This window comes from Streptomyces clavifer (genome assembly GCF_036345975.1).
Taxonomy (GTDB): domain Bacteria; phylum Actinomycetota; class Actinomycetes; order Streptomycetales; family Streptomycetaceae; genus Streptomyces; species Streptomyces clavifer.
Window position 1 is genome coordinate 6,892,088 of sequence record NZ_CP107793.1, and the last position, 23,537, is coordinate 6,915,624.

Genomic DNA, 23,537 nt, shown 5'->3' on the forward strand with positions numbered 1-23,537 from the left:
TGAGCGCCAACTCCGGCCTCCGAGGCTGCTCACTGCCGGCAGAGACCCCCGTCCTAAGGGACGTCGTCGCCCCTTTGAACGCACTCGTGCAGGCGGTCCACGTGCCCCGATGCCCGCTGCTTCGGCGGTTTCCTGGCCGCCCCCAGAGACAAGAGGCCCCCCACATGACGACCCGCGCCCGCAAACGCACCCCGGCGGACCTCGCGGCCACGGCCGCAGCCCTTGCCGCAGCAGCTGCTTGGACCTTGCTGTCTCCCGCTTCCGCCCAGGCGGCAGGCATCTGGGACGGCGACGCCTCCAAGGGCACTGGCGTCTTCGGAAGCGTCGAGTGTCCCGCGCCCGGCAGCCTGATCACGGCCGCCGGTGACAGCGCGCACGGCACCATATTCCGCTACACCAAGCCGGGCGGCGACATCCGCTGTGAATCGCGTGGCATCTCAGTGAACGGCTCCTCGCGCCACGCCTTCTCCGACGACTCCACCTACTACATCGGGTGGGAGAGCCAACTATCGTCCGTGAGCGGTGACTTCGTCGTCTGGCAGTGGAAGTCCTACCCCAACGCCCAACAGAACTACCCCCTCATCATGACGGTCAAGGACGGCTCGGTACGTCTCTTCCACGTCACCACCGGCGGAGACTGGACGCTGCTCTGGTCCGGGCCCGTCGCCGCCGGCGAGTGGAACGCCTTCGCCATCGGGATCCACACGTCCGGCTCGGCCTCCTCGGGCTGGGTGGAGCTGTACTTCAACGGTGGGAAGCAGACCCTCGCCGACAGCGGGACCCGGTATACCTGCCGCACCTGGGACAGCGCGAACGAGCCCAAGTGGGGCGTCTACGACCGCGACGACGGCTCCACCACCCTGATCAACCGCATCGACGGCCTGAGGATGGGCACGTCGTACGCCGACGTCAGCTGAACCCCGCACCGTTCACACGCCCGGCGGAGACAGAAGCCCACGGGGCCTTCGCCGGGCATCGGCCGTCGACTCACTCACGCACCATCCCCTCCGCAGGACCCTGTTCCCCCTCAAGCCGTCCGGGACAGCGCCTCGCCCCGTACGGGGTCGGCGTACGGGAGGCCACGGCCGTACCGCTCCAGTTCGTCCAGCGCGGCATGCGTCATCCTGGCCAGTTCGTTACCGAGCGAACCGGCAATGTGCGGGGTCAGCAGGACGTTGGGGAGATCGTAGAGCGGGGATGCGGGGGGCAGGACCTCCGGCTCGGTCACGTCGAGTACCGCGTCGAGCCGGCCGGACACGAGCTCGTCGGTCAGTGCCGCGGTGTCGACCAGCGAACCGCGCGCCGTATTGATGAGCGTCGCGCCGTCCCGCAGCAGCGCCAGACGGTCCCGGTCGAAGAGATGACGGGTCTGCGGGAGTTCGGGGGCGTGAACGGTCACCACGTCGCTGGAGCGGACGAGCGTGTCCAGTGACACCGCGACCACGCCCAATCGTGCGGCTTCCACCTCGTCGACGTACGGGTCGTACAGGAGGACGCGCAGGTCGTGCGGGCGCAGCAGCTCGATGACCCGCCTTCCGATGCGGGACGCCCCGACGACGCCAACGGTGCGGCCGTGGTTGCCGCCTGACCCGATCACGTCGATGGCGTTCACCCGGGCGCGCTCGCGCCGATAGGTCTCTCGGGCGGCCAGGACCCGTTTCCCGGCGAAGAGGATCGCCGCCACCGTGTACTCCGCGACCGGCCGGGCGTTCGCCCCCGCGGCCGAGGCGACGGTCAGCCCCCGTTCCCAGCAGGCCCCGGTGATGTGCTGTTTCACCGAACCGGCGGCGTGGACCACGGTACGCAGCCGGGGCATCAGATCCAGAGCCTCTGCCGTGAGGGGCGGGCAGCCCCAGCCCGTGAGGAGCGCCTCGGCTCCGGAGAGCGCGGACAGGGCGGACGGGTCCGTGAAGTCGTCGACCACGACCGAGGGATCGGTGTCGGCGACGACGGAGAGCCGGGCGAGCGACTCCTGGTCGAACAGCGCGTCCCTGACCGACGGATCCATCGCGAGGACCGTGCGCGGGCGGTGGTGAGGAGAGGGGGACGCGGACGTCACTTGACGGCTCCTGCGGTAAGGCCCGAGCGCCAGTAGCGCTGCAGTGCGACGAAGGCGATGGCGAGCGGAACGACGGACACCAGCGATCCGGTGATGACGAACGAGTAGAGCTGCGGTTCCTGCGGGAGCGTGGCGTTCCAGTTGAACAGGCCGAGTCCGACCGGGTAGAGCGTCGAGTCGTTCAGCATCACCAGGGGCAGGAAGAAGTTGTTCCAACTGCCGGTGAAGGAGAAGAGGAAGACCGTGACGAAGGCGGGGGAGAGCATCGGAAGGGCGACCGAACGGAAGGCGCGCAGTTCGCTCGCGCCGTCGATGCGTGCCGCCTCCAGCGTCTCGCCGGGGACGTAACTCTCCGCGAACACCCTCGCGAGGTACACGCCGAAGGGGTTCACCAGACCGGGGATCAGCACGGACCAGTACGAGTTGACGAGCCCGACCTCGGACGCCATCAGGTACATCGGCAGAGAAATGACGGTGTGCGGGACGAGGATGCCCAGCAGCACCAGGCCGTACAGCTTCTCCTTGCCCCACCAGTCGTAAGCGCGGAACGCGTAACCGGCCAGGAGCGAGATGAAGGTGGAGGCGAGGGCGCCGATGACCGAGTACAGCAGGCTGTTGGCGAGCCAGCGGCCGAAAACCCCGTCCTGGTAGGTGAAGAGGCCGGTGAGATTGGTCAACAGATTGAACTCGGCCGGCTCGAAGCCGGGACTGGCGAACAGGTCGCCGTTGTTCTTGGTCGCGTTGACCAGCAGCCAGCTCAGCGGCATCAGCGTGTAGACGGCGACGATGGCGAGCAGGGTGTTGACGACGGTCTTCGAGGCCCAGGCCGTGCCGGAGGGCCGCGGCCGCCGGGACGGGACGGTGCTGTCACGGACGGCCGAGGGCCCGGTGGGCGCGGGGGTGTGCGGGGGTGCGGTGGCAGCCATGGTCACGCCTCCTTCCAGCGGTTGCCGAACTTGGTGATCACGAAGGACAGCGCGGCGCCCAGCAGCGCCAGCAGCAGCGAGGCCGCAGCTGCGAGTCCGTAGTCGTGCTCGGTGAAGGCGGCCTGGTAGATGTACATCACCGGACTCCAGTCCTGTGAGATCGCGGACGACCGGCTGCGGAGCACCTCCGGCTCGTTGAAGAGCTGGATCGCACCGACGGCCGTGAAGAGCATGGTGAGGACGACGGAGGAACGGATCATCGGCAGCTTCACCGACAGGGCCGTGCGCAACTGGCCGGCGCCGTCGACCGTGGCAGCCTCGAGGGTCTCCTTCGGTACGGCCTGCAGTGCGGCGTAGAAGATCACCATGTTGTAGCCGATCCACTGCCAGGCGGCGGCGTTGGCCATGGAGAAGACCACTCCGTCCGGGCCGAGAAAGTCCCACTCGACGCCGACGGTCCGCAGGAGATCGACCACCGGGCTGAGTCCCGGCGTGTAGAGGAACCCCCAGATGATCGCGGCGATCAGACCGGGCACGGCATGCGGGAGGAAGTACGCCAGCTGGAAGAACTTCCTCGCCCTGGCCATCGCTGAATCCACCAGCAGGGCCAGCGCCAGCGCCCCGCCGACCATCACCGGGATGTAGATCAGGCAGTAGAGCGTGATGTGCAGGAATCCGCGGTGGAACGACGCGTCGCCGAGGGCGCGCCCGTAGTTCCCGGCGCCGACGAAGATGGTCTCCGTGCCGCCGAATCCGAGTCCGCTCGTGGCCTGTTCGCGGAACAGGCTCATCCACAGGGAGTACCCGACGGGGGCGACGAGCGTGGCGAGGAAGAGGATGAAGAAGGGGGCGACGAAGAGGAGGGGGATGGTGCGCTGCCCGCGGCCGAGCCGGGTAGTCATCGGCGTTAGCTCCTTGGAGGGGTCGGAGCGTCGGGGCGGGGCCGGTCCCCGCCCCGACGGCTCGGGAAAGCGGGGATCAGCGGGCGAGCTTCAGACCGCGGTCGGTGATGGCCTTCTCGGCAGCCGCCTGACCCGCCTGGAACGCCGGCCAGAAGTCGCCGGTCTTCTGGGCCTTGCCGAATGCCGCCTGCATCGTCATCGTCGTGGAGTTGTGCACCGGGCTCCAGGTCCAGCCCTTGGCGATGTTGGGTACCTGGGCCCCGGCGAGGGCGTAGATGTCCTGGCCGGCGAAGAACGAGGTGTCGAACGTGGAACTTGCGGCCGCACGGAGCTTTTCAGCAGCGGGCAGCCCGCTCGAGGTGCCCGCCGCGAGACGGGCTTCTACCGCCTTGCTGTCGGTGGTGGCCCAGGCGATGAACCGGGCCGCGGCCTCGGCCTTCTCGCTGTCCTTCGTTATGGCGAAAGCAGAGCCGCCGACAGCGCCGGTGACCGGTGTGCCCCAGTGGGGGAGCGGGGCCTCGGCCCACTTGCCTGCCTGCCCGGGGTACGTGGTCTTGATGGAACCGGCGCTCCACGAAGCCCCGATCAGTGCGATGGCCTTCGAGTCGGTGACCGCTTTGGTGGCCTCGGGGCTCCACCCCTTGTGGTTGAGGACCAGGTCGTCCTCGACCAGGTCCTTCCAGTAGTCGGCGACCTTCTTGGTGGCCGGGTCGGTGATGTTGACCTTCCATGCGTCACTCGTCGCGCTGTACCACCGGGCGCCGGCCTGCTGGGAGAGGCCGGCCCAGGTGGCGGTGTCGTCGCCCCAGAAGTCGAGCAGCCTCGCCTTGCCTTCGGAGGCCGTCCTGACCCTCTCCGCCGCGGTTCTGAACTCCGCCCAGGTGGCGGGGACTTCGATGCCGTACTGCTCGAAGAGGTCGCTGCGGTAGTAGAGCGTCTGCGGGCCGACGTCATACGGGGCGGCCCAGGTTCTGTCCCCGAGCGTGACCAGGCTCTTCACCGATTCGGGGGCGTAACCCTCGACCAGTTCGCCGAGTTCGGTGCTGGAGTCGCGAAGAAGCCCCTGGGTCACGAAGTCGGGCACGGCCTGGTACTCCAGGTTGACGACGTCCGGTGCGTTGCCCGCCTTGACCGCTTTGGAGATCTTGTCGTAACCGCCGTTGAGTCCGGCGGGGATCTCGGCGTGTGTGACCTTGATGTTGGGGTGCGACGCGTTGAACGCGGCTGCCATGTCGGCGGTGCCGGGCATCCATGACCAGTAGGTGATCTCCACGGGCTTCGCGGCGGATCCGGTTCCGGCGTCCGACGTGGTGGCAGTGTCCTCGCCCCCGCAGGCGGTGACGAGGAGAGCCAGGGAGGCGACCGCGGCCGCGAGGGCCGTGGAGGAGGAACGGGTGCTGGGCTGCATGGCGGTACTCCTACGAGAGACCAACGGTGGCGGCGAGCTGACGACATCTTTCGGCCAGGAACGATCAGAGTCAATAGAAAATGAACAAACGAACATCAAGAACCGATATTGATCGGATTCCGTGATGTGTGAAGGGTGGCCCAGCACCGTGCGCATGGTGCGGCTGTGCGGGAAGCGCGTGCTGCTGTCGCCCGGGTCGGGGCGCCTGGGGAGAGGCGCGCGCCGTGGTGTTCGAAACCGGACCCGGGCACGCCGGCGCCGGTGAACGCCGCACAGCGGGTCGATGCCGGTCGGGGAGGGGCGGTCACGCGGGGGTTCAGCCGAGCTCGGGAACGTCGCACAGCTCGACCATCGGTCGTTCGGCGCCGTCGAGCCCCAGGATCACGATGCTGTTGCGTACCGCGCGCAGGCGCGGCCACGGTTCGTACGGCGTCCGTTGCGGGGCCCCTCGCCCCCCGGTGGCGTTCCGGGCAGACGCCGTTGACCCGTGCCTGTCCCCGGGCCGCGTGAGGTAGGCGTCGCCGTGAACGCACATCGAGGAAACCCCGGTGGGACACAGACCCGATCAGTGCAGCGCACCCGGCAGCGGACGCAGGGGACGGCCGTCGAGGGAGAACCCCTCGGGCGGGATAAGGAACGTCGGAGGCTCGCTCGGGGGTGTACCGCGTGAACGGGGATCAGGTGGAGGCGCGGACGTGCAGCTCCGGCAGGATCGAGAGCAGGTGGCGGGGGCGGCTCGGGTCCGCGACGCGCTTGGCGAGCAGTTCTACGGCGGAGATGCCTACGGCGAGCTTCGGCGGGGCGATGGCGGTCAGTGGGATGTCGGCGAGGGAAGCGACCTCGTCGTCGTAGGCCACGAGCGCCAGGTCGCCGGGCACGTCGACGCCACGGGCCCGGAGGCGCTGGAGCAGCACGAGCGCGTCGTGGTCGTTGTGGATGAGGGCGCCGTCCAGCAGACCGGCGGCGACGGCGTCGGCGAACCCGCCGAGGACCTCCTCACGGCGGACGGCACCGCCGGCCGGTGGTGGCATGCGGAAGACGCCGTCGGCGGGCGCGTCGAGCCCGGCCGCGGCCAGGCCCTTCAGGTACCCGTCCACGAGGGGTTCGCCGTGCGGACTGTCGTCGCGCACCATGAGACCGATCTTCCGGCGCGTCGCGGCGAGGTGGTGAACGGCGAGCCGGGCGCCGTGGACGTGGTCGGTGACGACTCGCTCGGCACCGGAGATCTCGTCCCCCGGGCGGCGTTCCACCCATACGTGCGGGATGGACAGTTCACCGAGCCAGGACGACGCCGCTGTGATGTCACTGGCAGCGATCAGGAGTCCGTCGAGACCGTCGGCCAGCATGCGCTCGACCTGGGCGCGCTCCTCCTGCGGGCTGTACTGCGAGATACCGAGAACCAGCCGGATACCACGTTCGGCCGCGGCTTCCTGGGCGCCTTTGATCACTTCCGGGTAGTAGTAGTCGGCGGCCGGCACGATCAGGCCGAAGGACAACTGCCCGCGGCCCGGCGGGGTCCTGACGGCCGGTTCCGTCCCCGTGGTCGCGGCGCGGGCCGTCGGCAGGACGGCGCCGCCGTGCACGCGGGCGGCCAGACCTCGGTCCGCCAGCGTCTCGATGTCCCGGCGGACCGTGACGGGCGAGACCTGCAACTCCTCGGCGAACTCGGTGACCCGGAGCGTGCCCCGCTCGCGCAGCCTCCGCAGTATCGCCTGGTGCCTCTCTTCGGCATGCATGCCTCAGTACCCCCTCGTCGACGCGTGCCTGAGCGCCAGTCTATCCCTCTTGTGAGCACACGTGAACGTTTCTGTTCGAACTATCATTTCGTGAGTGGGTACTTCGTTCTGATGCTTTGCCTGCGGTCCAGTGGGCCCTTGGGCCGGGTGCGGCACGGTCGGTGAACCCCCGGGGATCGCCTTCGCGGGTGTTCCGCTCGTTCCTGCCGGGGATGGAGCGGTCCCGGCTCTTGGGGACGACGACGTTGCCCCACCGCACATCCGGGATCGCCGATCCGGAGCCCGGCGTCTCACCACTGACCGTCCACGAGCTCGTCAGACCCGGTCCGGCGCCGCGCCGGGCCCTTCCAGGTCGTCGATCGCCCCCGTCAGCCAGCCCGTCCAGAACGTCTCCAGGTCGATGCCCCCGCGCAGCACCAGACGCCGCAGCCGGTCCTCGTCCGCGGTCCGCTCCGGCGGGAAGTCCCGCTTCTCGATCTCCAGGTATTCCTCGAGCTGCCTCCGGTGCAGCGCGAGGTGCCGGTGCAACTCCTCGGCCAGGCCGGGCGCCCCGACCACCGCCGCCGCCCGCATCCGCAGCAGCAGCGGATCACGGACGGGCCGCGGGTCCTCGGCGAGCGCCACCCAGGCCGCAAGCTCCTCACGGCCCGCGGGCAGCACCTCGTACTCCTTCCGCTGTCCACGGGCCGGCTGTGCGGCGGGCAGCACCCGGATGTGTCCGGCCTGTTCGAGCTTCCCCAGTTCGCGGTAGATCTGCTGGTGTGTGGACGGCCAGAAGTAACCGATCGACCGGTCGAACCTGCGGGTCAGCTCCAGCCCCGACGACGGCTTCTCGAGCAGGGCGGTGAGGATCGCGTGCGGGAGTGACATGCAGTGCATCCTAAGGAGGGGCCGGTCAGGAGGTCGCCGGTCAGGAGGTCACAGGCCGGCGGCGAGCTCCGTGCCCTGGCGTATCGCGCGCTTGGCGTCCAGCTCGGCGGCCACGTCGGCGCCGCCGATGAGGTGCACCGGCCGGCCGGCCGCGCGCAACTCCTCGTAGAGCTCCCGGCGCGGTTCCTGGCCCGCGCACAGGACCACGGTGTCGACCGGCAGCAGGTGCTGCTCGCCGTCGACGGTGAGGTGCAGACCCGCGTCGTCGATCAGGTCGTACGACGCGCCCGCGATCATGGTCACGCCGCGGTGGCGCAGCTCGGTGCGGTGGATCCAGCCGGTGGTCTTGCCGAGTCCGGCCCCGACCTTGCTCGCCTTGCGCTGGATCAGATGCACCGTGCGGGACGTCTTCGGACGATCCGGCGCGCGCAGCCCGCCCCGCTCCGCGTAGTCGGTGTCCACGCCCCACTGCCGGAAGAACACCTCCGGGTCGAGGCTCGCCGCGTCGCCGCCGTCGGTCAGGAACTCGGCGACGTCGAAGCCGATGCCTCCGGCCCCGACGATCGCGACCCGGTCGCCGACCGGCGCCCCGTCGCGCAGGACGTCCAGGTAACTGACCACGCTGGGGTGCCCGACGCCCGGGATCGCGGGGGAGCGGGGCTCGACCCCGGTCGCCAGGACGATCTCGTCGAACCCGTTCAGGTCGGCCGAGCCGGCACGGGTGGAGAGCCGGAGCTCGACACCCTCCTCGGCCAGCCGCGTGCGGAAGTAGCGCAGCGTCTCGTTGAACTCCTCCTTGCCGGGGACCCGGCGCGCCACGTCGAGCTGGCCGCCTATCTCGTCCGCCGCGTCGAACAGCGTCACCGCGTGCCCGCGTTCGGCAGCGGTGACCGCGCAGGCCAGTCCGGCCGGACCGGCACCCACCACGGCCACGCGCTTACGGGTACGGGTCGGCGAGAGCACCAGCTCGGTCTCGTGGCAGGCGCGCGGATTCACCAGGCAGGAGGTGATCTGCAGGCTGAAGATGTGGTCCAGGCAGGCCTGGTTGCAGCCGATGCAGGTGTTGATCGCGTCGGCACGCCCCGCGGCGGCCTTGGCGACGAAGTCGGGGTCGGCGAGGAACGGCCTCGCCATCGACACCATGTCCGCACGGCCCGAGGCGAGGACCTCCTCGGCCAGTTCCGGGGTGTTGATGCGGTTGCTGGTCACCAGCGGTACGGACACGGCGCCGCGCACCTTCTCGGTCACCCAGGTGAAGGCGCCGCGCGGCACCGAGGTCGCGATGGTGGGGATGCGGGCCTCGTGCCAGCCGATGCCCGTGTTGATGATCGTCGCGCCCGCCGCCTCGATCTCGCGGGCGAGTCGCACGACCTCCTCCAGCGTGGAGCCGCCGGGCACCAGGTCCAGCATGGACAGCCGGTAGATCAGGATGAAGGCGCTGCCGACCCGCTCCCGGACCCGGCGCACGATCTCGACGGGGAAGCGGATGCGGTTCTCGTAACTGCCGCCCCAGCGGTCGTCGCGGTGGTTGGTCGCGGCGACGATGAACTCGTTGATCAGATAGCCCTCGGAGCCCATGATCTCGACCCCGTCGTAGCCCGCGCTCTGTGCCAGCGCAGCCGCCCGGACGAAGTCCTCGATGGTCTCCTCGACCTCGTCGTCGGTGAGTGCGTGGGGGGTGAACGCACTGATGGGAGCCTTGAGCGCGCTCGGTGCGACCAGGTCCGGGTGGTGCGCGTAGCGCCCGAAGTGCAGGATCTGCATCGCGATCCGGCCACCCGCCGCGTGCACGGCGGTGGTGACCTCCCGGTGCTGCTCCGCCTCGGCCTCCGTCGTCATCTTGGCGCCGCCGATGAAGGAACCGGCCCGCTCGCTGGGTGCGATGCCGCCGGTGACCATGAGGCCCACCCCGCCGCGTGCGCGCGCAGCGTAGAAGGCGGCCATCCGCTCGAAGCCGCGTTCGGTCTCCTCCAGGCCGATGTGCATCGAGCCCATCAGCACCCGGTTGGGGAGGGTGGTGAATCCGAGGTCCAGCGGGCTCAGCAGAGTGGGGTAAGGGCTCATCCGGGTCTCCTCGCACAGTGTCGTCGTGCCAGTTGTAGACGAGACGTACGTCATTGTGCAACTAGTTGCACAATGACGTACGTCGCACTCGGCCGCCCCGGGGCCCAGTCCTCGCAAGGGGCCGACCCCGAACGGCCCAGCTCCGCCGCACGCCGCCGCCCGCGCCCGACGACAGTGGATCCGTGCGGTGTGCGCACCTCTGCTCGATCCGTGTCGACGGGAGACCTCCATGACCTGCATCAACCGGCGTGACCTCGGACTTCTCGTACTCAGGATCGGCGCGGGAGCCGTCCTGGCCGCTCATGGCAGTCAGAAGCTGGCCGGCTGGTTCGGCGGCGGCGGTATCGAGGGCACCACCCAGGGGATGGAGGCCATGGGCTTCCACCCGCCGAAGTACAGCGCCATGGCCGCCGGCCTCGGTGAGGCGGGCGGAGGGGTCCTGCTGGCCCTCGGCCTCGCCACTCCGGCGGCCGGGGCGGCGGCGGCCGGCACGATGGCCGGCGCGGTCGCCGTCCACGCGCCCGCGGGCTTCTTCGCGATGGGCGGCGGCTACGAGTACCCGGCGTTCCTCGGCTTCACCGCCGCCGCGATCGGGCTGACGGGCGCGGGGCGCTACTCCCTGGACCACGCCACCCACCACGTCTTCGACCGGCCGTGGACGCTCGCCCTCGCCTTCACCGGCAGCGCCCTGGCCGCAGCCTCCGTCCTGAGCCGGCGTGCCAAGGGGCAGGCGGCGGCGGCCGTGGACGACGCCTGAGGCATTGGCCGGACGGCGGGCATTGATCGCCGCTTCGGGGGCAACCGCCAGTGCATGAATACGAACGTGGTGTCCACCAGTGGACGTGGTACTGCCAGACGCGCGGCGAACAGCAAGGCTGTGGCCGCGGGCGCCCGCGCAGGATTCGTGGCGCGCGGAGTGATCTACCTCCTGGTCGGACTGCTCGCCCTGCGCATCGCATTCTCCGACAGCGGAGGGAAGCAGGCCGACCGGGGCGGCGCCATCGCCGAGATAGCGGAGAAGCCGTTCGGAGGCGTCCTGCTCTGGGTGCTCGGTGTGGCCCTGGCCGGAATGGCCCTCTGGCGCCTGTCCGAGGCCGTCTTCGGTCAGGCCGGCCCCGACGGCGACAAGCCCGCCAAGCGGGCCATGGCCGCCGGCCGCGCCGTCTTCTACGGCTTCGTGTCGTATTCCGTGCTCTCCTACGCCGCCGGGGACAAGGGCAGCGGCAGCGGATCGAGCGACCAGCAGACCGCCGACGTCACGGCGAAGGCCCTCGAATGGCCCGGCGGCCAGTGGATCGTCGGGACAGCCGGCGCGGTCGTCGTCGGCGCGGGGCTCTGGATCGGCGTCCGAGCCGTGATGCGCAAGTACCACAAGCACCTGAAGATGTCCGAGATGACGAAGCGGGTGCGACGCGCCGTCGACTTCACCGGCGTGTTCGGCGGAGCCATCCGCGGCATCGTCTTCGCGACGGCGGGCGGATTCGCGGTCGCCGCGGCCGTCCAGCACGAACCGGGCCGGGCCAAGGGCATGGACGACACGCTGCGGTCCTTCGCCGAGACCCCCGCGGGACCCTGGCTGCTCGCGCTGATCGCACTCGGCCTGGCCGCCTTCGGCATGTTCTCCTGGGCCAACGCCCGCTGGCGGAAGGTCTGAGCGGCAGCCGCACCGGGTCGGCTCAGTCGAGTCCGCGGGCGTCCCTGAAACGGGCCAGCCCCTCGGCCAGGCCGACCAACGGCTCCGGATAGTCGCACCGGGCACGCTCCTCGGCCCCCAGCTTCCACGGCTCGTGGACGGCGCCGCCGTCGACACCCGCGAGCTCGGGCACCCAGCGGCGCACGTACGTGCCGTCCGGGTCGTACCGCCTGGCCTGCAGCACCGGGTTGAGCACCCGGTTCGGCCGGCTGTCCGTGCCCGTCCCCGCCATCCACTGCCAGTTGAGCTGATTGTTGGCGATGTCGCCGTCCACCAGCAGATCCAGGAAATGGCGCGCGCCCACGCGCCAGTCCACGTAGAGCGTCTTCACCAGGAAGCTCGACGCGAGCAGCCGCCCCCGATTGTGCATCCAGCCCTCGTGCAGCAGTTGACGCATCGCGGCGTCGACCAGCGGATACCCCGTGCGGCCCTCCCGCCAGGCCGCGATGTCGTCCGCCGCGGACTGCTCGGTGCGCCAGCGGTCGTGCTGCGAGCGGTAGTCGGTGCGGGAGGCCGATGGGCGGGCGGCCAGGACCTGGTGGTGGAACTCCCGCCAGCACAACTGCCGTACGAAGGCCTCCGCGCCCGGCCCGGCCGCGGTGCGGGCCCGGTGGACCAGCTCGGTGGGGGACAGCGTGCCGAAGTGCAGGTGCGGCGAGAGGCGCGAGGTGGCGTCGCCGGCGAGATCGTCGTGGCGCTCCTCGTACTGCCCGAGACCGTGCCGGCGCCATGCTGTGAAGCTCCTGCGTCCTTCTGCCTCCCCACCCTGGGCCAGTCCCGCGGACACCCCCGCGACCCCGGCCCGTGCCGGTGGCGCCGCGGACCGGGGTCCGGCCGGGACCCGCACGGTGCGCGGTGCGTCGAAGGGGGTGCGCTGCGGCGCGTCCGACCAGCGGCGGAAGTACGGCGTGAACACGGCGAAGTGGTCCCGGCCCGCACCCGAGGGGGTCACCGTGCCGGGCGCGACGGCGGTGATCACCGCGTCGTGGACGTGCAGCCGGCAGCCCTGGGACCCCAGCTCCTCGCGCAGCCGCTCCTCGCGTCGCTGGGCGTAGCCGCTGACACCCGCCGCCACGTGGACGTCACCCGCTCCGGTCTCGGAGACGATCCGGCAGACCTCCTCCGCCACGTCCCCCGAGCGGATCACCAGGCGTCCGCCCCGGTCGCGGAGTCCCGCATCCAGGTCCCGGAGGCAGTCGGCGAGGAACGCGCGCCGGTTGGGGGCACCGAAACCTGCGTCCTCGATGGCGTCGTCCAGGACGAACAGCGGGACCACCTCGTCCGCCGCCGCCAGGGCCGCGTGCAGCGGCGGATGGTCGTGCAGCCGCAGATCGGAGGTGAACAGGACGACCGAGACGGTCATACGGACCCACCTGCCGCTCGACGGCCCGCCGCCCGGGAGATGTTGCGCGCCATCCCGCCGAAGACGAAGGCGTGGAACGGCGACACGCTCCACCAGTACGCATGGCCCAGCAGGCCGGCGGGGTGGAACACGGCACGCTGCCGGTAGTGCGCCCGGCCGTCCTCGCCGGTCTCCGCGTACATCTCCAGCCAGGCCAGACCCGGCAGCCGCATCTCGGCGCGCAGCCGCAGCAGATGGCCGGGCTCGATCGCCTCCACGCGCCAGAAGTCCAGCGAGTCACCGACCCGCAGCCGTTGCGCGTCCCGCCGGCCCCGGCGCAGCCCCACCCCGCCGACCAGCCGGTCCAGCCGGCCCCTGACCGCCCACGCCCAGGGGAGCGAGTACCAGCCGTTCTCGCCGCCGATCCCCTCGATGACCTGCCAGAGGGCGTCCGGCGGCGCGTCCACATCGAGCTCGCGCACATCCGTGTACAGGCTGCCGCCCGCCCAGTCGGGGTCGGTGGGCAGCGGATCGCTGGGGATGCCCGGGGTGGACGCCGAGGACCACCGCGTCGTCACCCTCGCCTCGCGCACCCTCTGCAGGGCGAGGGAGAGGGCGGTACCGGAGGAGAACGGCTGACCCGGCCCGTCCGGCACGTGGTCGGCGATGTCGTGCTCGTGGCACACCACCTCGTAGCGCAGGGACTCCGCGAGCGGGCGGGCGATCGACGCCGGAACGGGGGTGATCAGACCGACCCAGTGGCTGGACAGCCCCGGGCTCAGCATCGGCACCGGCAGGATCAGCCGCTTCGGCAGCTTCGCCACCTGTGCGTACTGCTGCATCATGTCCCGGTACGTGAGGACGTCGGGACCGCCGATGTCGAAGGTGCGGTTCACTTCGTCGGGCATGTGCGCGCTGCCCACGAGATAGCGCAGCACGTCCCGGACCGCGATCGGCTGGATCCGTGTCGACACCCAGCTCGGGGTGACCATGACGGGCAGTCGCTCGGTGAGGTAGCGCAGCATCTCGAACGAGGCGGACCCGGATCCGATGATCACTGCCGCGCGCAGCGCGGTCGTCGGCACACCCGAGTCGAGCAGGATGCGGCCGACCTCGGCGCGCGAGCGGAGATGCGGGGACAGCTCCCTCGCGGGCACGTCGGCGGGGGTGAGCCCGCCCAGGTACACGATGCGCCGGACGCCGGCGGCACGGGCCTGCTCGCCGAAGATACGGGCCGCCGTGCGGTCCGTCTTCTCGAAGTCCGGCCCGCTGGTCAGGGCGTGCACCAGGTAGTACGCGACGTCGATGTCCCGCATCGCCGCGCCGATGGACTCATCGTCCGTCACATCGCCCTTGGCCACCTCCACCCTGCTCGCCCACGGGTAGTCCCGCAGCTTCTCGGGGCTGCGCGCCAGGCAGCGTACGGCGTGGCCGGCCTCCAGGAGCTCGGGCACCAGGCGGCCTCCGATGTATCCCGTCGCCCCGGTCACCAGGCACCGCAGCCCGTCGTCGTCGTTCGTGCTCTCCATGGCCTCTCCGATCCGGCTCGGATGTCCTTCGTCCACGGTGTCCCCCCGCGGACCGTTCCGCTTGTCGGAGATCGCGGGCCGGGATACCGGCCGCCGTCGTGGGTGCGCAGCCCGGGCGCGGCCGAAGCGCTGCCGCGGTGCGGCCGGGCGGGTGAGGTGGTGGGAGAGCGGGGCGTATGCCGCGTCCTCAGCGTGCCTCGGGCTTCTCCGTGGCGGTACCCCGGATGACGCCGGGCATGTCAGCCCCGGGACGCGTCCGGTCCGCGGGTATGGAGGAGGAGCCGTCCGCCTTCATGGCTTTCGCCTCGCTCTTGAGGATCCGGGCCGACTTGCCCAGGGAGCGGGCGAGTTCGGGGAGCTTCTTGGCGCCGAAGATCAGGATGACGATGACGAGGAAGATCGCGATCTCGCTGATACCGAACATGACGTCTGTGTCCTCCCCTGACCGGCCGGCTCGGCTGTGCCGGGCGGTCCTCGGTGTCCGGGGACCGCCCGACTGAATCTACAGCACTGTAGTAGCTGATGGCGGGGCGTTCCGGCCCTGCCGCGACGACTTCCGGACGAACCGGCGGGGCGCCGGCCGGACCTCAGTCCTCGCCGCCCTCCTCGTCCTCGTCGCCCTCGAAGAAGTCTCCCACCTCGTCGACGACTTCGGCGGCCACCATGCCCCCCACCACACCCACGGCGAGGCCGGCGGCACCGGCGGCGACGACCGTGCCCATGCCGGGCCCGGAGCGGTGCTCGTGGTCGTCGCCGTGTCCGTACGCCCCAGGGGTGCCGTATGCCGCGCGGGTCTCGGTGAGGGCGCGCATCCACGCGTCGACGTCGGCCTTCCAGTCGCGGTCGTGGACCTCGTGGTGTCCGACGGTGAAGTGCCCGACGGCGTCCCCTCCCCCGGAGAAGAGTCCGCCCCGCTTGTCCGCCTCCAGGACGACCTCCAGGCCGCCCGGGCCGGCCAGGAAGGTCAGCTCGACCTCGTTGACCTGGTGTGCGTACTGCGGGGCGGGGGAGAGCTCGATCTCCTGGTAGAACGGGAGCTGCTGGCCGGTGCCGCGGACGTGGCCCAGCTCCAGGTCGGCGGACCTGAAGCCGAAGCCCAGCTGCCCGAGTGCCTCGAGGACCGCCTCCTGGGCGGGCAGCGCCCCCACCGTGAGCCGGTCCAGGTCGCCCTTGTCCTTGGCGCCCGCCACCGCGAGCTCCGTGCGCACGCCGAGGACGATGCCGAGGTCCTGGCCGTAGAGCGCGGTGACCGGGGTCTCCCACGGCAGCACCACGTCGAAGGGCACCGTGACCTCGGCGCCCTCCGGAAGGACGAAGGCACCGCCGACCGTGAAGCGCTCGAAGGCGACCGTCCCCTCCGACTCGACCTCCTCGTGCTCGGCCTCGACGCGGGCGACCAGCTCCAGGGTGATGTGCTCGATCGTGAAGTCGGCGCTGCCGCCCGTCAGGCGGACCTCGCCGCTCAGGCTGCCGCCCGGCAGAGCGGTCGCGGTCTCCAGGACCGTGTCCACGGTCGGGCCGCCGACGCCGAGTGAGCCGAGCAGCTTCTTGAACACCATCGTGGCGTTCACTCCTTCTTCCGTACGCGGGAAACGCGTTCAGTCGCGTCTCTACACAACTGTAGAAGCATAGGGGGGAGATGATCGACGAACGCCCTATTATGGTGCGGTGGACAGTGCAGACGACGCTCGCGACGGATCACGTGCGGACGCGTCCGCCGGCCCGGGGCTCCAGGCCCTCGCGGTGGAGCTGCGCCGGATGAACGGTGAGATCAACCGTCTGGTCCACTCCTTCGCGCACACCCAGGGGCTGCACGCCACGGACGTCCAGGCGCTCGGGGCGATCCTGGACGCGGACGAGCCGCTGACCCCGGGCCGGCTGCGCGACCATCTGGGGCTGTCCTCCGGGGCGGTCACCGCCTGTCTGGACCGGCTGGAGCGCGCCGGTCACATCCGGCGCTCGCGGGACAGTGCCGACCGGCGTGTCGTGCACCTGCACTACGAGCCCACGGCCAGGGCCGCCGCCCGCTCGTTCTTCATGCCCCTCGCCGAAGCAGCGTCGGGGGCCCGCAGGGCGTCCGACGCGCAGGAGCTGGCCGCCGCGCTGCGCTTCCTCGCCCGTATGAATGAGGAACTGGCCCGGATGCAACCCCCCGGGCGCTGATTCACCCCTTCTGGTCATGGCCGGGCCGCCTCGGGGCAGTCGGGTGCCAAAAGCACGCTAATATATTTCAATCATTGAGATACTCGATGATTGAAATAGTTTCCCCCGACCCGGGAGCACCATGCCCATCGCATCGAGGCCGGTCCGCTGGCTCATCCCCGTATTTCTCGTCGTGGTATGGCTGGCCGTAGGCGGCTCGCTCGGCTCGTACGCCGGGAAGCTGGGCGAAGTGGCCACCAACGACCAGGCCTCCTTCCTCCCGCAGAGCGCCGAGTCCACCCGGGTCGTGGAGGAGCAGGAGCCGTTCAGCCGACAGGAGACCGTGCCGGCCATCGTGGTCTGGACATCGGACAAGGACGGCGCCGAGCTCGGACCGGAGGCACTGCAGGCGGCCACGGCGGCCCTGGCCTCGCTCAAGGGCGGGCCGGGGGTGGCGGGTGAGGTGTCCCCGGCGCTGCCGGCGAAGGACGGCCAGGCCCTTCAGGGCATCGTCCAGCTGGACTCCGGCCTCGAGGAGGAACTCCCCGACACGGTCGCGCGGATCCAGAAGGCGGCCGACGGGGTACCCGGAACGCAGGCCCAGGTCGCGGGCCCCGCAGCCAGTCAGGCGGACCTCTCCGAAGCCTTCGCCGGAATCGACGGCATCCTGCTCGGTGTCGCCCTGGTGACCGTGCTGGTCATCCTGCTGCTGGTCTACCGGAGCGTGCTGCTGCCGCTGGCCATCATCCTCGGGGCCGTGTTCTCCCTGGGTGTGGCCTGCGCGATCGTGTACGTCCTGGCCGATCACGACATCGTCCGGGTCGACGGCCAGGTGCAGGGAATCCTGTCGATCCTCGTCATCGGCGCAGCCACCGACTACGCCCTCCTGCTCACCGCGCGGTTCCGCGAGGAACTCGGCCGCCACTCCGACCGGTGGACCGCGATGCGCGCCGCGCTGCGCGAGTCCATCGGACCGATCGTCGCCAGTGCCGCAACCGTCGCCCTGGGGCTTCTCGCACTGCTCCTCAGCGACCTGACCAACAACCGCGCGCTCGGTCCGGTGGGCGCCATCGGCATCGTCTGCGCCGTTCTGAGCACGCTCACCTTCCTGCCCGCCGTCCTGGTCCTCCTCGGCCGGACCGCCTACTGGCCGGCCAAGCCCAAGGAGGGCGAGGCCGTATCCGGTTCGTCGGGGATCTGGGCGCGGATCGCCGCCCTCGTCGACCGCGCCCCGCGCAAGGTGTGGGGCATCACCCTGGTCGTCCTGCTCGCCTGCGCCGCCTTCGTGCCGACGCTCAACTCGAAGGGCGTGCCCCTCGAGGAGATCTTCGTCAACGACGCGCCGTCCGTCGCCGCCCAGCAGACCCTGAGCAAGCACTTCCCCGGCGGATCGGGCAGCCCCGCCGTGATGATCGCGGGCGCGGGTCAGGCCGAGAAGGTGGTCGAGGCCGCCGAAGGGGTCGAAGGCGTCGCGGACGTCTCCGTGGTGACCGCCTCCGGACGGCCGGGTGACGGGGAACCGCTCGTCGTGGACGGCCGGGTGCGCATCGACGCCACCCTGACGAGCGCCGCCGACAGCGACGAGGCCAAGGAGACCGTCACGCGCCTGCGCGACGCGGTGCACGCGGTGCCCGGCGCGGATGCGCTGGTCGGTGGAACCTCCGCACAGCAGTACGACACCCAGAAGACCGCGGAACACGACCGCACCCTCATCGTGCCGGTCGTCCTCCTGATCATTCTGGTCATTCTCATCGGGCTCCTCCGCTCCCTGCTGATGCCCCTCCTCCTCGTCGCGACGGTGGCCCTCAACTTCCTGGCCACCCTCGGGATCTCGTCGCTGGTCTTCCAGCACGTGTTCGGTTTCAGCGGCACGGACTCCTCCGTACCGCTGTACGGATTCGTCTTCCTCGTCGCCCTCGGGGTCGACTACAACATCTTCCTCATGTCCCGGGTCCGGGAGGAGTCCCTGATCCACGGCACCCGGCAGGGCGTGCTGCGCGGGCTGACGACGACGGGCGGGGTCATCACCTCGGCCGGTGTCGTCCTGGCGGCCACCTTCGCCGCGCTGGGCGTGATCCCGCTGGCGTTCCTGGTCCAGATCGCGTTCATCGTCGCCTTCGGCGTCCTGCTCGACACCCTCGTCGTCCGCTCGCTCCTGGTGCCCGCCCTGGTCAGGGACATCGGACGGGTCGCGTGGTGGCCGGGCAAGCTGAGCCGGGAGCCGGAAGTGCCTGCCGGTCACCACGGTCCCGGAGCGGAGCCCGCGGAGCGCCCCGCTTCCTGAAGCGGCGGGCGCCACGGCAAGGCCCGTGCGTGAGCCGTGAACGACCCTGAAGTGTCCCAGTGAGACATGTGTCCCACTGGGACACTTCTGGGTGTACGCTGCATCTGTGAACCGGACAGGAGACGTTCCCGAACGGCGCAGCCGGAAGGCGCGCAGGACTCGGGACGCGCTGGCGCAGGCCGCGTTCGAGCTGGTGCTCGAACGGGGGGTGCGCCATGTGACGGTCGAGGAGATCGCGCAGGCGGCCGACGTCGACCGGCGCACCTTCAGCCGCCACTTCCCGAACAAGGAGGCCGCCGCCCTCGACGCGGTACGGGGCGGCGGCGACCGGATCAACCGGGCGCTCCGCGCGCGGCCCGCCGCCGAACCACCGCTCACCGCCTATCGACGAGCCGTCCTCGACTGGCTCGACGACCCCGGCGCCGAGCCCTGGCACCAGCGGCCGCGCATCTTCGAGCTGCTGGTCATGGCCGAGGAGGAACCCACTCTGTACGCGGCGTACCACCACATCCGTGTGGACGCCCAGGAGGAGTCGGTCGCGATCATCGCGCAGCGGCTCGGCGTCGACCCGCTGCGGGACATCCGTCCCGCCGTGGCCGTCGCCGCGGGAGCCGGTGCGCTGCTCGCAGCCCAGGCGGCATGGGTCCGCGGTGGCCGGCCGGCCGCTCTGCCCGAGTTCGTCGTACACGCCTTCGACGCCCTCTCCGGAGACCTGCAGGAATCCCCGCAGGACGGGTCGGCGCCCCACAGCACCACGCAAGGAAGCACATCATGAGCACCAACCTCCCCACCGCCTACGAGGCGGAGTTCACCGGCAAGGTCGCCCTCGTCACCGGCGGTGCCTCCGGCATCGGCCTGGCCGTCTCCCGTCGGCTGGCCGCGAGCGGAGCGGCCGTCGTCGTCGCCGACTACGACGAGGAGAGCGCCCGCAAGGCCACCGCCGAGCTGGAGGCCACCGGAGCCCGCGCGGCCGCCGTCGCCCTGGACGTCACCGACCCCGCATCCGTCGAGGCCGGCGTGCGGTTCGCCGTCGACACGTTCGGCGCCCTGCACCTCGCCGTCAACAACGCCGGAATCGGCGGGCCCGCCCTGCCCACCGGCGAGTACGGCATCGAGGACTGGAACAAGGTCGTCGCCACCAACCTCAGCGGCGTCTTCTACTCGATGCGCTACGAGCTCCCGGCCCTCCTCGCCGCGGGCGGAGGCGCCGTCGTCAACATCTCGTCGATCCTCGGCACCAACGGCTTCGCGAACTCCCCGGCGTACGCCGCCGCCAAGCACGGCGTCGTCGGCCTCACCAAGACCGCCGCGCTCGAGTACGCCGCACAGGGCGTCCGCATCAACGCCGTCGGTCCCGGCTTCATCGACACCCCGCTGCTCCGCAACACCGACGGTCCGGCCCGCGACCACCTGATCTCGCTGCACCCGGCGGGCCGCCTCGGCACGTCGGAGGAGGTCGCCGAGCTCACGGCGTTCCTGCTCTCCGACCGCGCTTCCTTCATCCACGGCAGCTACCACCTGGTGGACGGCGGCTACTCCGCGTCCTGAACCCCGACTGGCGCACAGGAACCACGGGGGGCACAAAGGTAAGAGGGACAACGAAGGAGAGCCATGAAAGCCGTCCAGTACCGTGCCGTCGGCGCCGCCCCCGAGGTCGTCGAGATCCCGAAGCCCGTACCGGGTCCCGGCCAGATCCTGCTGAAGGTCACGGCCGCCGGCGTCTGCCACTCCGACATCGCCGTGATGAGCTGGCCCGCCGAGGAATTTCCCTACGAACTCCCGCTCACCCTCGGCCACGAGGGCGTCGGGACGGTCGCCGCACTCGGCGAGGGGGCCCAGGGCGTGTCGGTCGGCGACTCCGTGGCCGTCTACGGCCCCTGGGGCTGCGGTACCTGCGTGAACTGCGCGGAGGGCCGGGAGAACTACTGCCTGCGCGCCGCCGACCTCGGCATCAACCCGCCCGGACTGGGCAACCCGGGTGCCATGGCCGAGTACATGATCGTCGACGACGCCCGTCATCTGACGCCGATCGGTGACCTGGACCCCGTCAAGACGGTCTCGCTGACGGACGCCGGCCTCACCCCTTACCACGCGATCAAGCGCTCGCTGCCGAAGCTGCTGCCCGGCGCCACCGCGGTGGTCATCGGCACCGGGGGCCTCGGCCACGTCGCCATCCAACTGCTCCGGGCCATGACAGCGGTCCGGGTCATCGCCCTCGACGTCACCGAGGAGAAGCTCGCCCTCGCCCGTACGGTCGGCGCCCACGAGACGGTGCTCTCCGACGAGCACGCGGCCGCCAAGGTCCGCGAGCTCACCGGAGGCATCGGCGCCAAGGTCGTGTTCGACTTCGTCGGTGCCCCGCCGACCGTGCAGACGGCCGGTGCGGTCGCCTCCATCGACAGCGACATCACCATCGTCGGCATCGGCGGCGGCATGCTGCCCGTCGGCTTCGGGGTCCTGCCGTTCTCCACCTCGGTCTCCGCTCCGTACTGGGGCTCCCGCAAGGAACTCGCCGAGGTGATCGAACTCGCCCACGCCGGTGCGGTCGACGTGCACGTCGAGACCTACTCCATCGACGAGGCCCCGCTCGCCTACGAACGGCTGCACGCCGGGAAGATCAACGGACGCGCGGTCATTCTGCCCAACGGCTGACCGGGACGGACCCGGCAACACGGAACACGGCCGAGGCCGGCGTGCGGGTGCCGGAGGCCACCGACCGGCGCGGAGCGGGCCGAGCGTCGTGCCGCCGCTGCCCGCCGCCCCGCGGAATCCTTGCCGGACGGGCCCGCGACAGCGGCCCGAACAGGCTTTCGTGCCTGCATCTGGTCCATACCAGACCCTTGACACGGGTAGCGTTCACTTCTTAAATCACGTAGTGAAGTAAGTCCCCCTCAGGGCGAGTCGTCACCGCCCACTCCTGGTCGGCGCAGTACGAACCTGAATCGGCACCCGTTCCGTTCAAGCCTGTCATGCGCATGGCTTGTGGGTGTACCCCCACACGTTCCTCGAAGGGAGACCCATGGACGCCTCACGCCTTCCCCGGCGCCTGCTCTCGTCCCTCGTCTCGGTCCTCGCTCTCGCCACGCTCTCCACCGGCATGGCGCAGGGAGCACCCGCGCCCGTGGAGAAGCCTCCGGCGTCCACGGCCGCCGCGGCGGCCGCCGTCACCTTCGCCGACGAGTTCGACGGGCCCGCGGGCTCTACCGTCGACGGCTCGAAATGGCAGACCGAGACCGGCGACAACGTCAGCAACCACGAGCGGCAGTACTACACCGCGGGCAACCGCAACGCCGTCCTCGACGGCCAGGGGAATCTGGTCATCACCGCCCGTCGTGAGAACCCGGGCAACTACCAGTGCTGGTACGGGCGGTGCGAGTACACCTCCGCACGGCTGAACACCGCCGGCAGGTTCACCACGACGTACGGCAAGATCGAGGCCAGGATGAAGATCCCGCGCGGCCAGGGCATATGGCCCGCGTTCTGGATGCTGGGCAACGACATCGGCCAGGTCGGATGGCCCAACTCCGGTGAGATCGACATCATGGAGAACGTCGGCTTCGAGCCGGGCACCGTCCACGGCACCCTGCACGGCCCCGGCTACTCCGGCTCGGGCGGCATCGGCGCCGGCTACACCCTGCCCGGCGGTCAGGCGTTCGCCGACGCCTTCCACACCTTCGCCGTCGACTGGAGCCCCGAGGCGATCACCTGGTCCGTCGACGGCACCGTGTACCAGCGGCGCACCCCCGCCGACCTCGGCGGACGGCAGTGGGTCTTCAACAAGCCCTTCTTCCTGATCCTCAACCTCGCGGTCGGCGGCTACTGGCCCGGAGACCCCGACGGCAGCACGGTCCTCCCGCAGCAGCTCCTGGTCGACTACGTCCGGGTGAGCACCGACAGCGGCCAGCCCGGTGGAGGCGGTCCCGTCACGGGCCTCGCCGGCAAGTGCATGGACGTGGCCGGGGCCAACAGCGCCAACGGCACACCCGTGCAGCTCTACGACTGCAACGGCACCGCCGCCCAGCGCTGGACCGTCGGCTCCGACGGCACGCTGCGCGCGCTCGGCAAGTGCCTCGACGTGGCGTCGGGCGGAACGGCGGACGGTACGCCCGTGCAGCTCTACGACTGCAACGGCTCCGCCGCCCAGCAGTGGGCCGTCCCCGCGGCCCGCGACATCGTCAATCCCCAGGCGAACAAGTGCCTGGACGTGAGCGGCAACAACTCGGCCAACGGGACCCGGCTGCACATCTGGACGTGCACCGGGGCGGCCAACCAGAAGTGGACGGTGACGCGATGACGACCGGGCTCCCGCGCAGGCCCGCGGTGCGCGGGGCCCTGGGCTTGACGGCCGCCGCCGTTCTCCTCACGGGGCTCACCGGTGCGACTTCCGCACCATTCTCGGCTATGCCCAGCAGCGCCGTCCGGCCCGGCTGACCTTCTGGTCGGTCAACCGTGACCGGCCCTGCACCGGCGGCGGCGCGGACACCTGCTCGGGCGTTTCCCAGCAGCCGTGGGACTTCACCCGTGTCCTCGCCCAGTACACCGGCTGACCGTCCCCGCCCGCCCCCGCCCTTCACGCCCCCCA

At 70.7% G+C, this 23,537-nt stretch carries 20 protein-coding genes; 9 read left to right on the forward strand and 11 right to left on the reverse strand.

The window, feature by feature from the left end:
* Positions 1 to 164 precede the first annotated feature (164 nt).
* A complete protein-coding gene (locus OG927_RS29895) occupies positions 165 to 917 on the forward strand; it encodes a heparin lyase I family protein (protein WP_330321094.1) in 753 nt (250 codons plus the stop codon).
* Positions 918 to 1,027: 110 nt separating this feature from the next.
* Here OG927_RS29895 and OG927_RS29900 read toward each other — a convergent pair whose 3' ends face one another.
* The 7 genes from OG927_RS29900 to OG927_RS29930 form a co-directional block, all read right to left on the reverse strand.
* Positions 1,028 to 2,008 carry a hydroxyacid dehydrogenase gene (locus OG927_RS29900; RefSeq protein ID WP_124281577.1) on the reverse strand — a complete coding sequence of 327 codons (981 nt, stop codon included), beginning with the start codon at positions 2,006 to 2,008 and terminating at the stop codon, positions 1,028 to 1,030.
* Between the two features lie 47 nt (positions 2,009 to 2,055).
* Entirely contained in the window at positions 2,056 to 2,985 is a 930-nt protein-coding gene (locus tag OG927_RS29905) for a carbohydrate ABC transporter permease (protein ID WP_124280408.1), read from the reverse strand.
* 2 nt (positions 2,986 to 2,987) lie between these two features.
* Complete coding sequence (locus tag OG927_RS29910) at positions 2,988 to 3,887, reverse strand: carbohydrate ABC transporter permease (protein WP_209471796.1); 900 nt, start codon at positions 3,885 to 3,887, stop codon at positions 2,988 to 2,990.
* Between the two features lie 76 nt (positions 3,888 to 3,963).
* Positions 3,964 to 5,295 carry an ABC transporter substrate-binding protein gene (locus OG927_RS29915; protein ID WP_330321095.1) on the reverse strand — a complete coding sequence of 444 codons (1,332 nt, stop codon included), beginning with the start codon at positions 5,293 to 5,295 and terminating at the stop codon, positions 3,964 to 3,966.
* Positions 5,296 to 5,972: 677 nt separating this feature from the next.
* Positions 5,973 to 7,031, reverse strand: a complete 1,059-nt coding sequence (locus OG927_RS29920; RefSeq protein WP_330321096.1) for a substrate-binding domain-containing protein — start codon at positions 7,029 to 7,031, stop codon at positions 5,973 to 5,975.
* A gap of 315 nt (positions 7,032 to 7,346) precedes the next feature.
* On the reverse strand, positions 7,347 to 7,901 hold the full coding sequence (locus OG927_RS29925) for a PadR family transcriptional regulator (protein WP_124280404.1): 555 nt from the start codon (positions 7,899 to 7,901) through the stop codon (positions 7,347 to 7,349).
* Between the two features lie 48 nt (positions 7,902 to 7,949).
* Positions 7,950 to 9,965 carry an NADPH-dependent 2,4-dienoyl-CoA reductase gene (locus OG927_RS29930; RefSeq protein ID WP_124280403.1) on the reverse strand — a complete coding sequence of 672 codons (2,016 nt, stop codon included), beginning with the start codon at positions 9,963 to 9,965 and terminating at the stop codon, positions 7,950 to 7,952.
* Positions 9,966 to 10,194: 229 nt separating this feature from the next.
* Between OG927_RS29930 and OG927_RS29935 the strand changes: the two genes are divergently transcribed.
* A complete protein-coding gene (locus OG927_RS29935) occupies positions 10,195 to 10,722 on the forward strand; it encodes a DoxX family protein (protein ID WP_124280402.1) in 528 nt (175 codons plus the stop codon).
* Between the two features lie 54 nt (positions 10,723 to 10,776).
* The gene (locus OG927_RS29940) at positions 10,777 to 11,619 is read left to right on the forward strand and encodes a DUF1206 domain-containing protein (RefSeq protein WP_079099571.1); all 843 of its coding nucleotides are present in this window, start codon (positions 10,777 to 10,779) and stop codon (positions 11,617 to 11,619) included.
* Positions 11,620 to 11,641: 22 nt separating this feature from the next.
* Here OG927_RS29940 and OG927_RS29945 read toward each other — a convergent pair whose 3' ends face one another.
* The 4 genes from OG927_RS29945 to OG927_RS29960 form a co-directional block, all read right to left on the reverse strand.
* Entirely contained in the window at positions 11,642 to 13,021 is a 1,380-nt protein-coding gene (locus tag OG927_RS29945) for a cryptochrome/photolyase family protein (RefSeq protein WP_056800422.1), read from the reverse strand.
* Complete coding sequence (locus OG927_RS29950; RefSeq protein ID WP_056800417.1) at positions 13,018 to 14,529, reverse strand: SDR family oxidoreductase; 1,512 nt, start codon at positions 14,527 to 14,529, stop codon at positions 13,018 to 13,020. Before OG927_RS29950 ends, OG927_RS29945 begins: the two co-directional genes overlap by 4 nt.
* Positions 14,530 to 14,716: 187 nt before the next feature.
* On the reverse strand, positions 14,717 to 14,953 hold the full coding sequence (tatA, locus tag OG927_RS29955; RefSeq protein WP_056800414.1) for a Sec-independent protein translocase subunit TatA: 237 nt from the start codon (positions 14,951 to 14,953) through the stop codon (positions 14,717 to 14,719).
* A gap of 163 nt (positions 14,954 to 15,116) precedes the next feature.
* The gene (locus OG927_RS29960; protein ID WP_330321097.1) at positions 15,117 to 16,088 is read right to left on the reverse strand and encodes a sporulation protein; all 972 of its coding nucleotides are present in this window, start codon (positions 16,086 to 16,088) and stop codon (positions 15,117 to 15,119) included.
* Between the two features lie 109 nt (positions 16,089 to 16,197).
* Between OG927_RS29960 and OG927_RS29965 the strand changes: the two genes are divergently transcribed.
* The 6 genes from OG927_RS29965 to OG927_RS29990 all read left to right on the forward strand — a co-directional run bounded on the left by OG927_RS29965 (position 16,198) and on the right by OG927_RS29990 (position 23,249).
* On the forward strand, positions 16,198 to 16,692 hold the full coding sequence (locus OG927_RS29965; protein WP_056800410.1) for a MarR family winged helix-turn-helix transcriptional regulator: 495 nt from the start codon (positions 16,198 to 16,200) through the stop codon (positions 16,690 to 16,692).
* A 121-nt stretch (positions 16,693 to 16,813) separates the two neighbouring features.
* Positions 16,814 to 18,955: an MMPL family transporter gene (locus OG927_RS29970; protein WP_124280398.1), complete on the forward strand. Its 2,142-nt coding sequence runs from the start codon at positions 16,814 to 16,816 to the stop codon at positions 18,953 to 18,955.
* Between the two features lie 106 nt (positions 18,956 to 19,061).
* Positions 19,062 to 19,730, forward strand: coding sequence for a TetR/AcrR family transcriptional regulator (locus OG927_RS29975; protein ID WP_056800403.1), 669 nt, complete (start codon positions 19,062 to 19,064; stop codon positions 19,728 to 19,730).
* Positions 19,727 to 20,503 carry an SDR family NAD(P)-dependent oxidoreductase gene (locus OG927_RS29980; RefSeq protein ID WP_056800399.1) on the forward strand — a complete coding sequence of 259 codons (777 nt, stop codon included), beginning with the start codon at positions 19,727 to 19,729 and terminating at the stop codon, positions 20,501 to 20,503. The genes OG927_RS29975 and OG927_RS29980 overlap by 4 nt, the downstream gene beginning before the upstream one ends.
* Before the next feature lie 63 nt (positions 20,504 to 20,566).
* Positions 20,567 to 21,607: an NAD(P)-dependent alcohol dehydrogenase gene (locus OG927_RS29985; RefSeq protein WP_209471791.1), complete on the forward strand. Its 1,041-nt coding sequence runs from the start codon at positions 20,567 to 20,569 to the stop codon at positions 21,605 to 21,607.
* A gap of 367 nt (positions 21,608 to 21,974) precedes the next feature.
* On the forward strand, positions 21,975 to 23,249 hold the full coding sequence (locus tag OG927_RS29990) for a lectin (RefSeq protein ID WP_319105627.1): 1,275 nt from the start codon (positions 21,975 to 21,977) through the stop codon (positions 23,247 to 23,249).
* Positions 23,250 to 23,537: the final 288 nt, after the last annotated feature.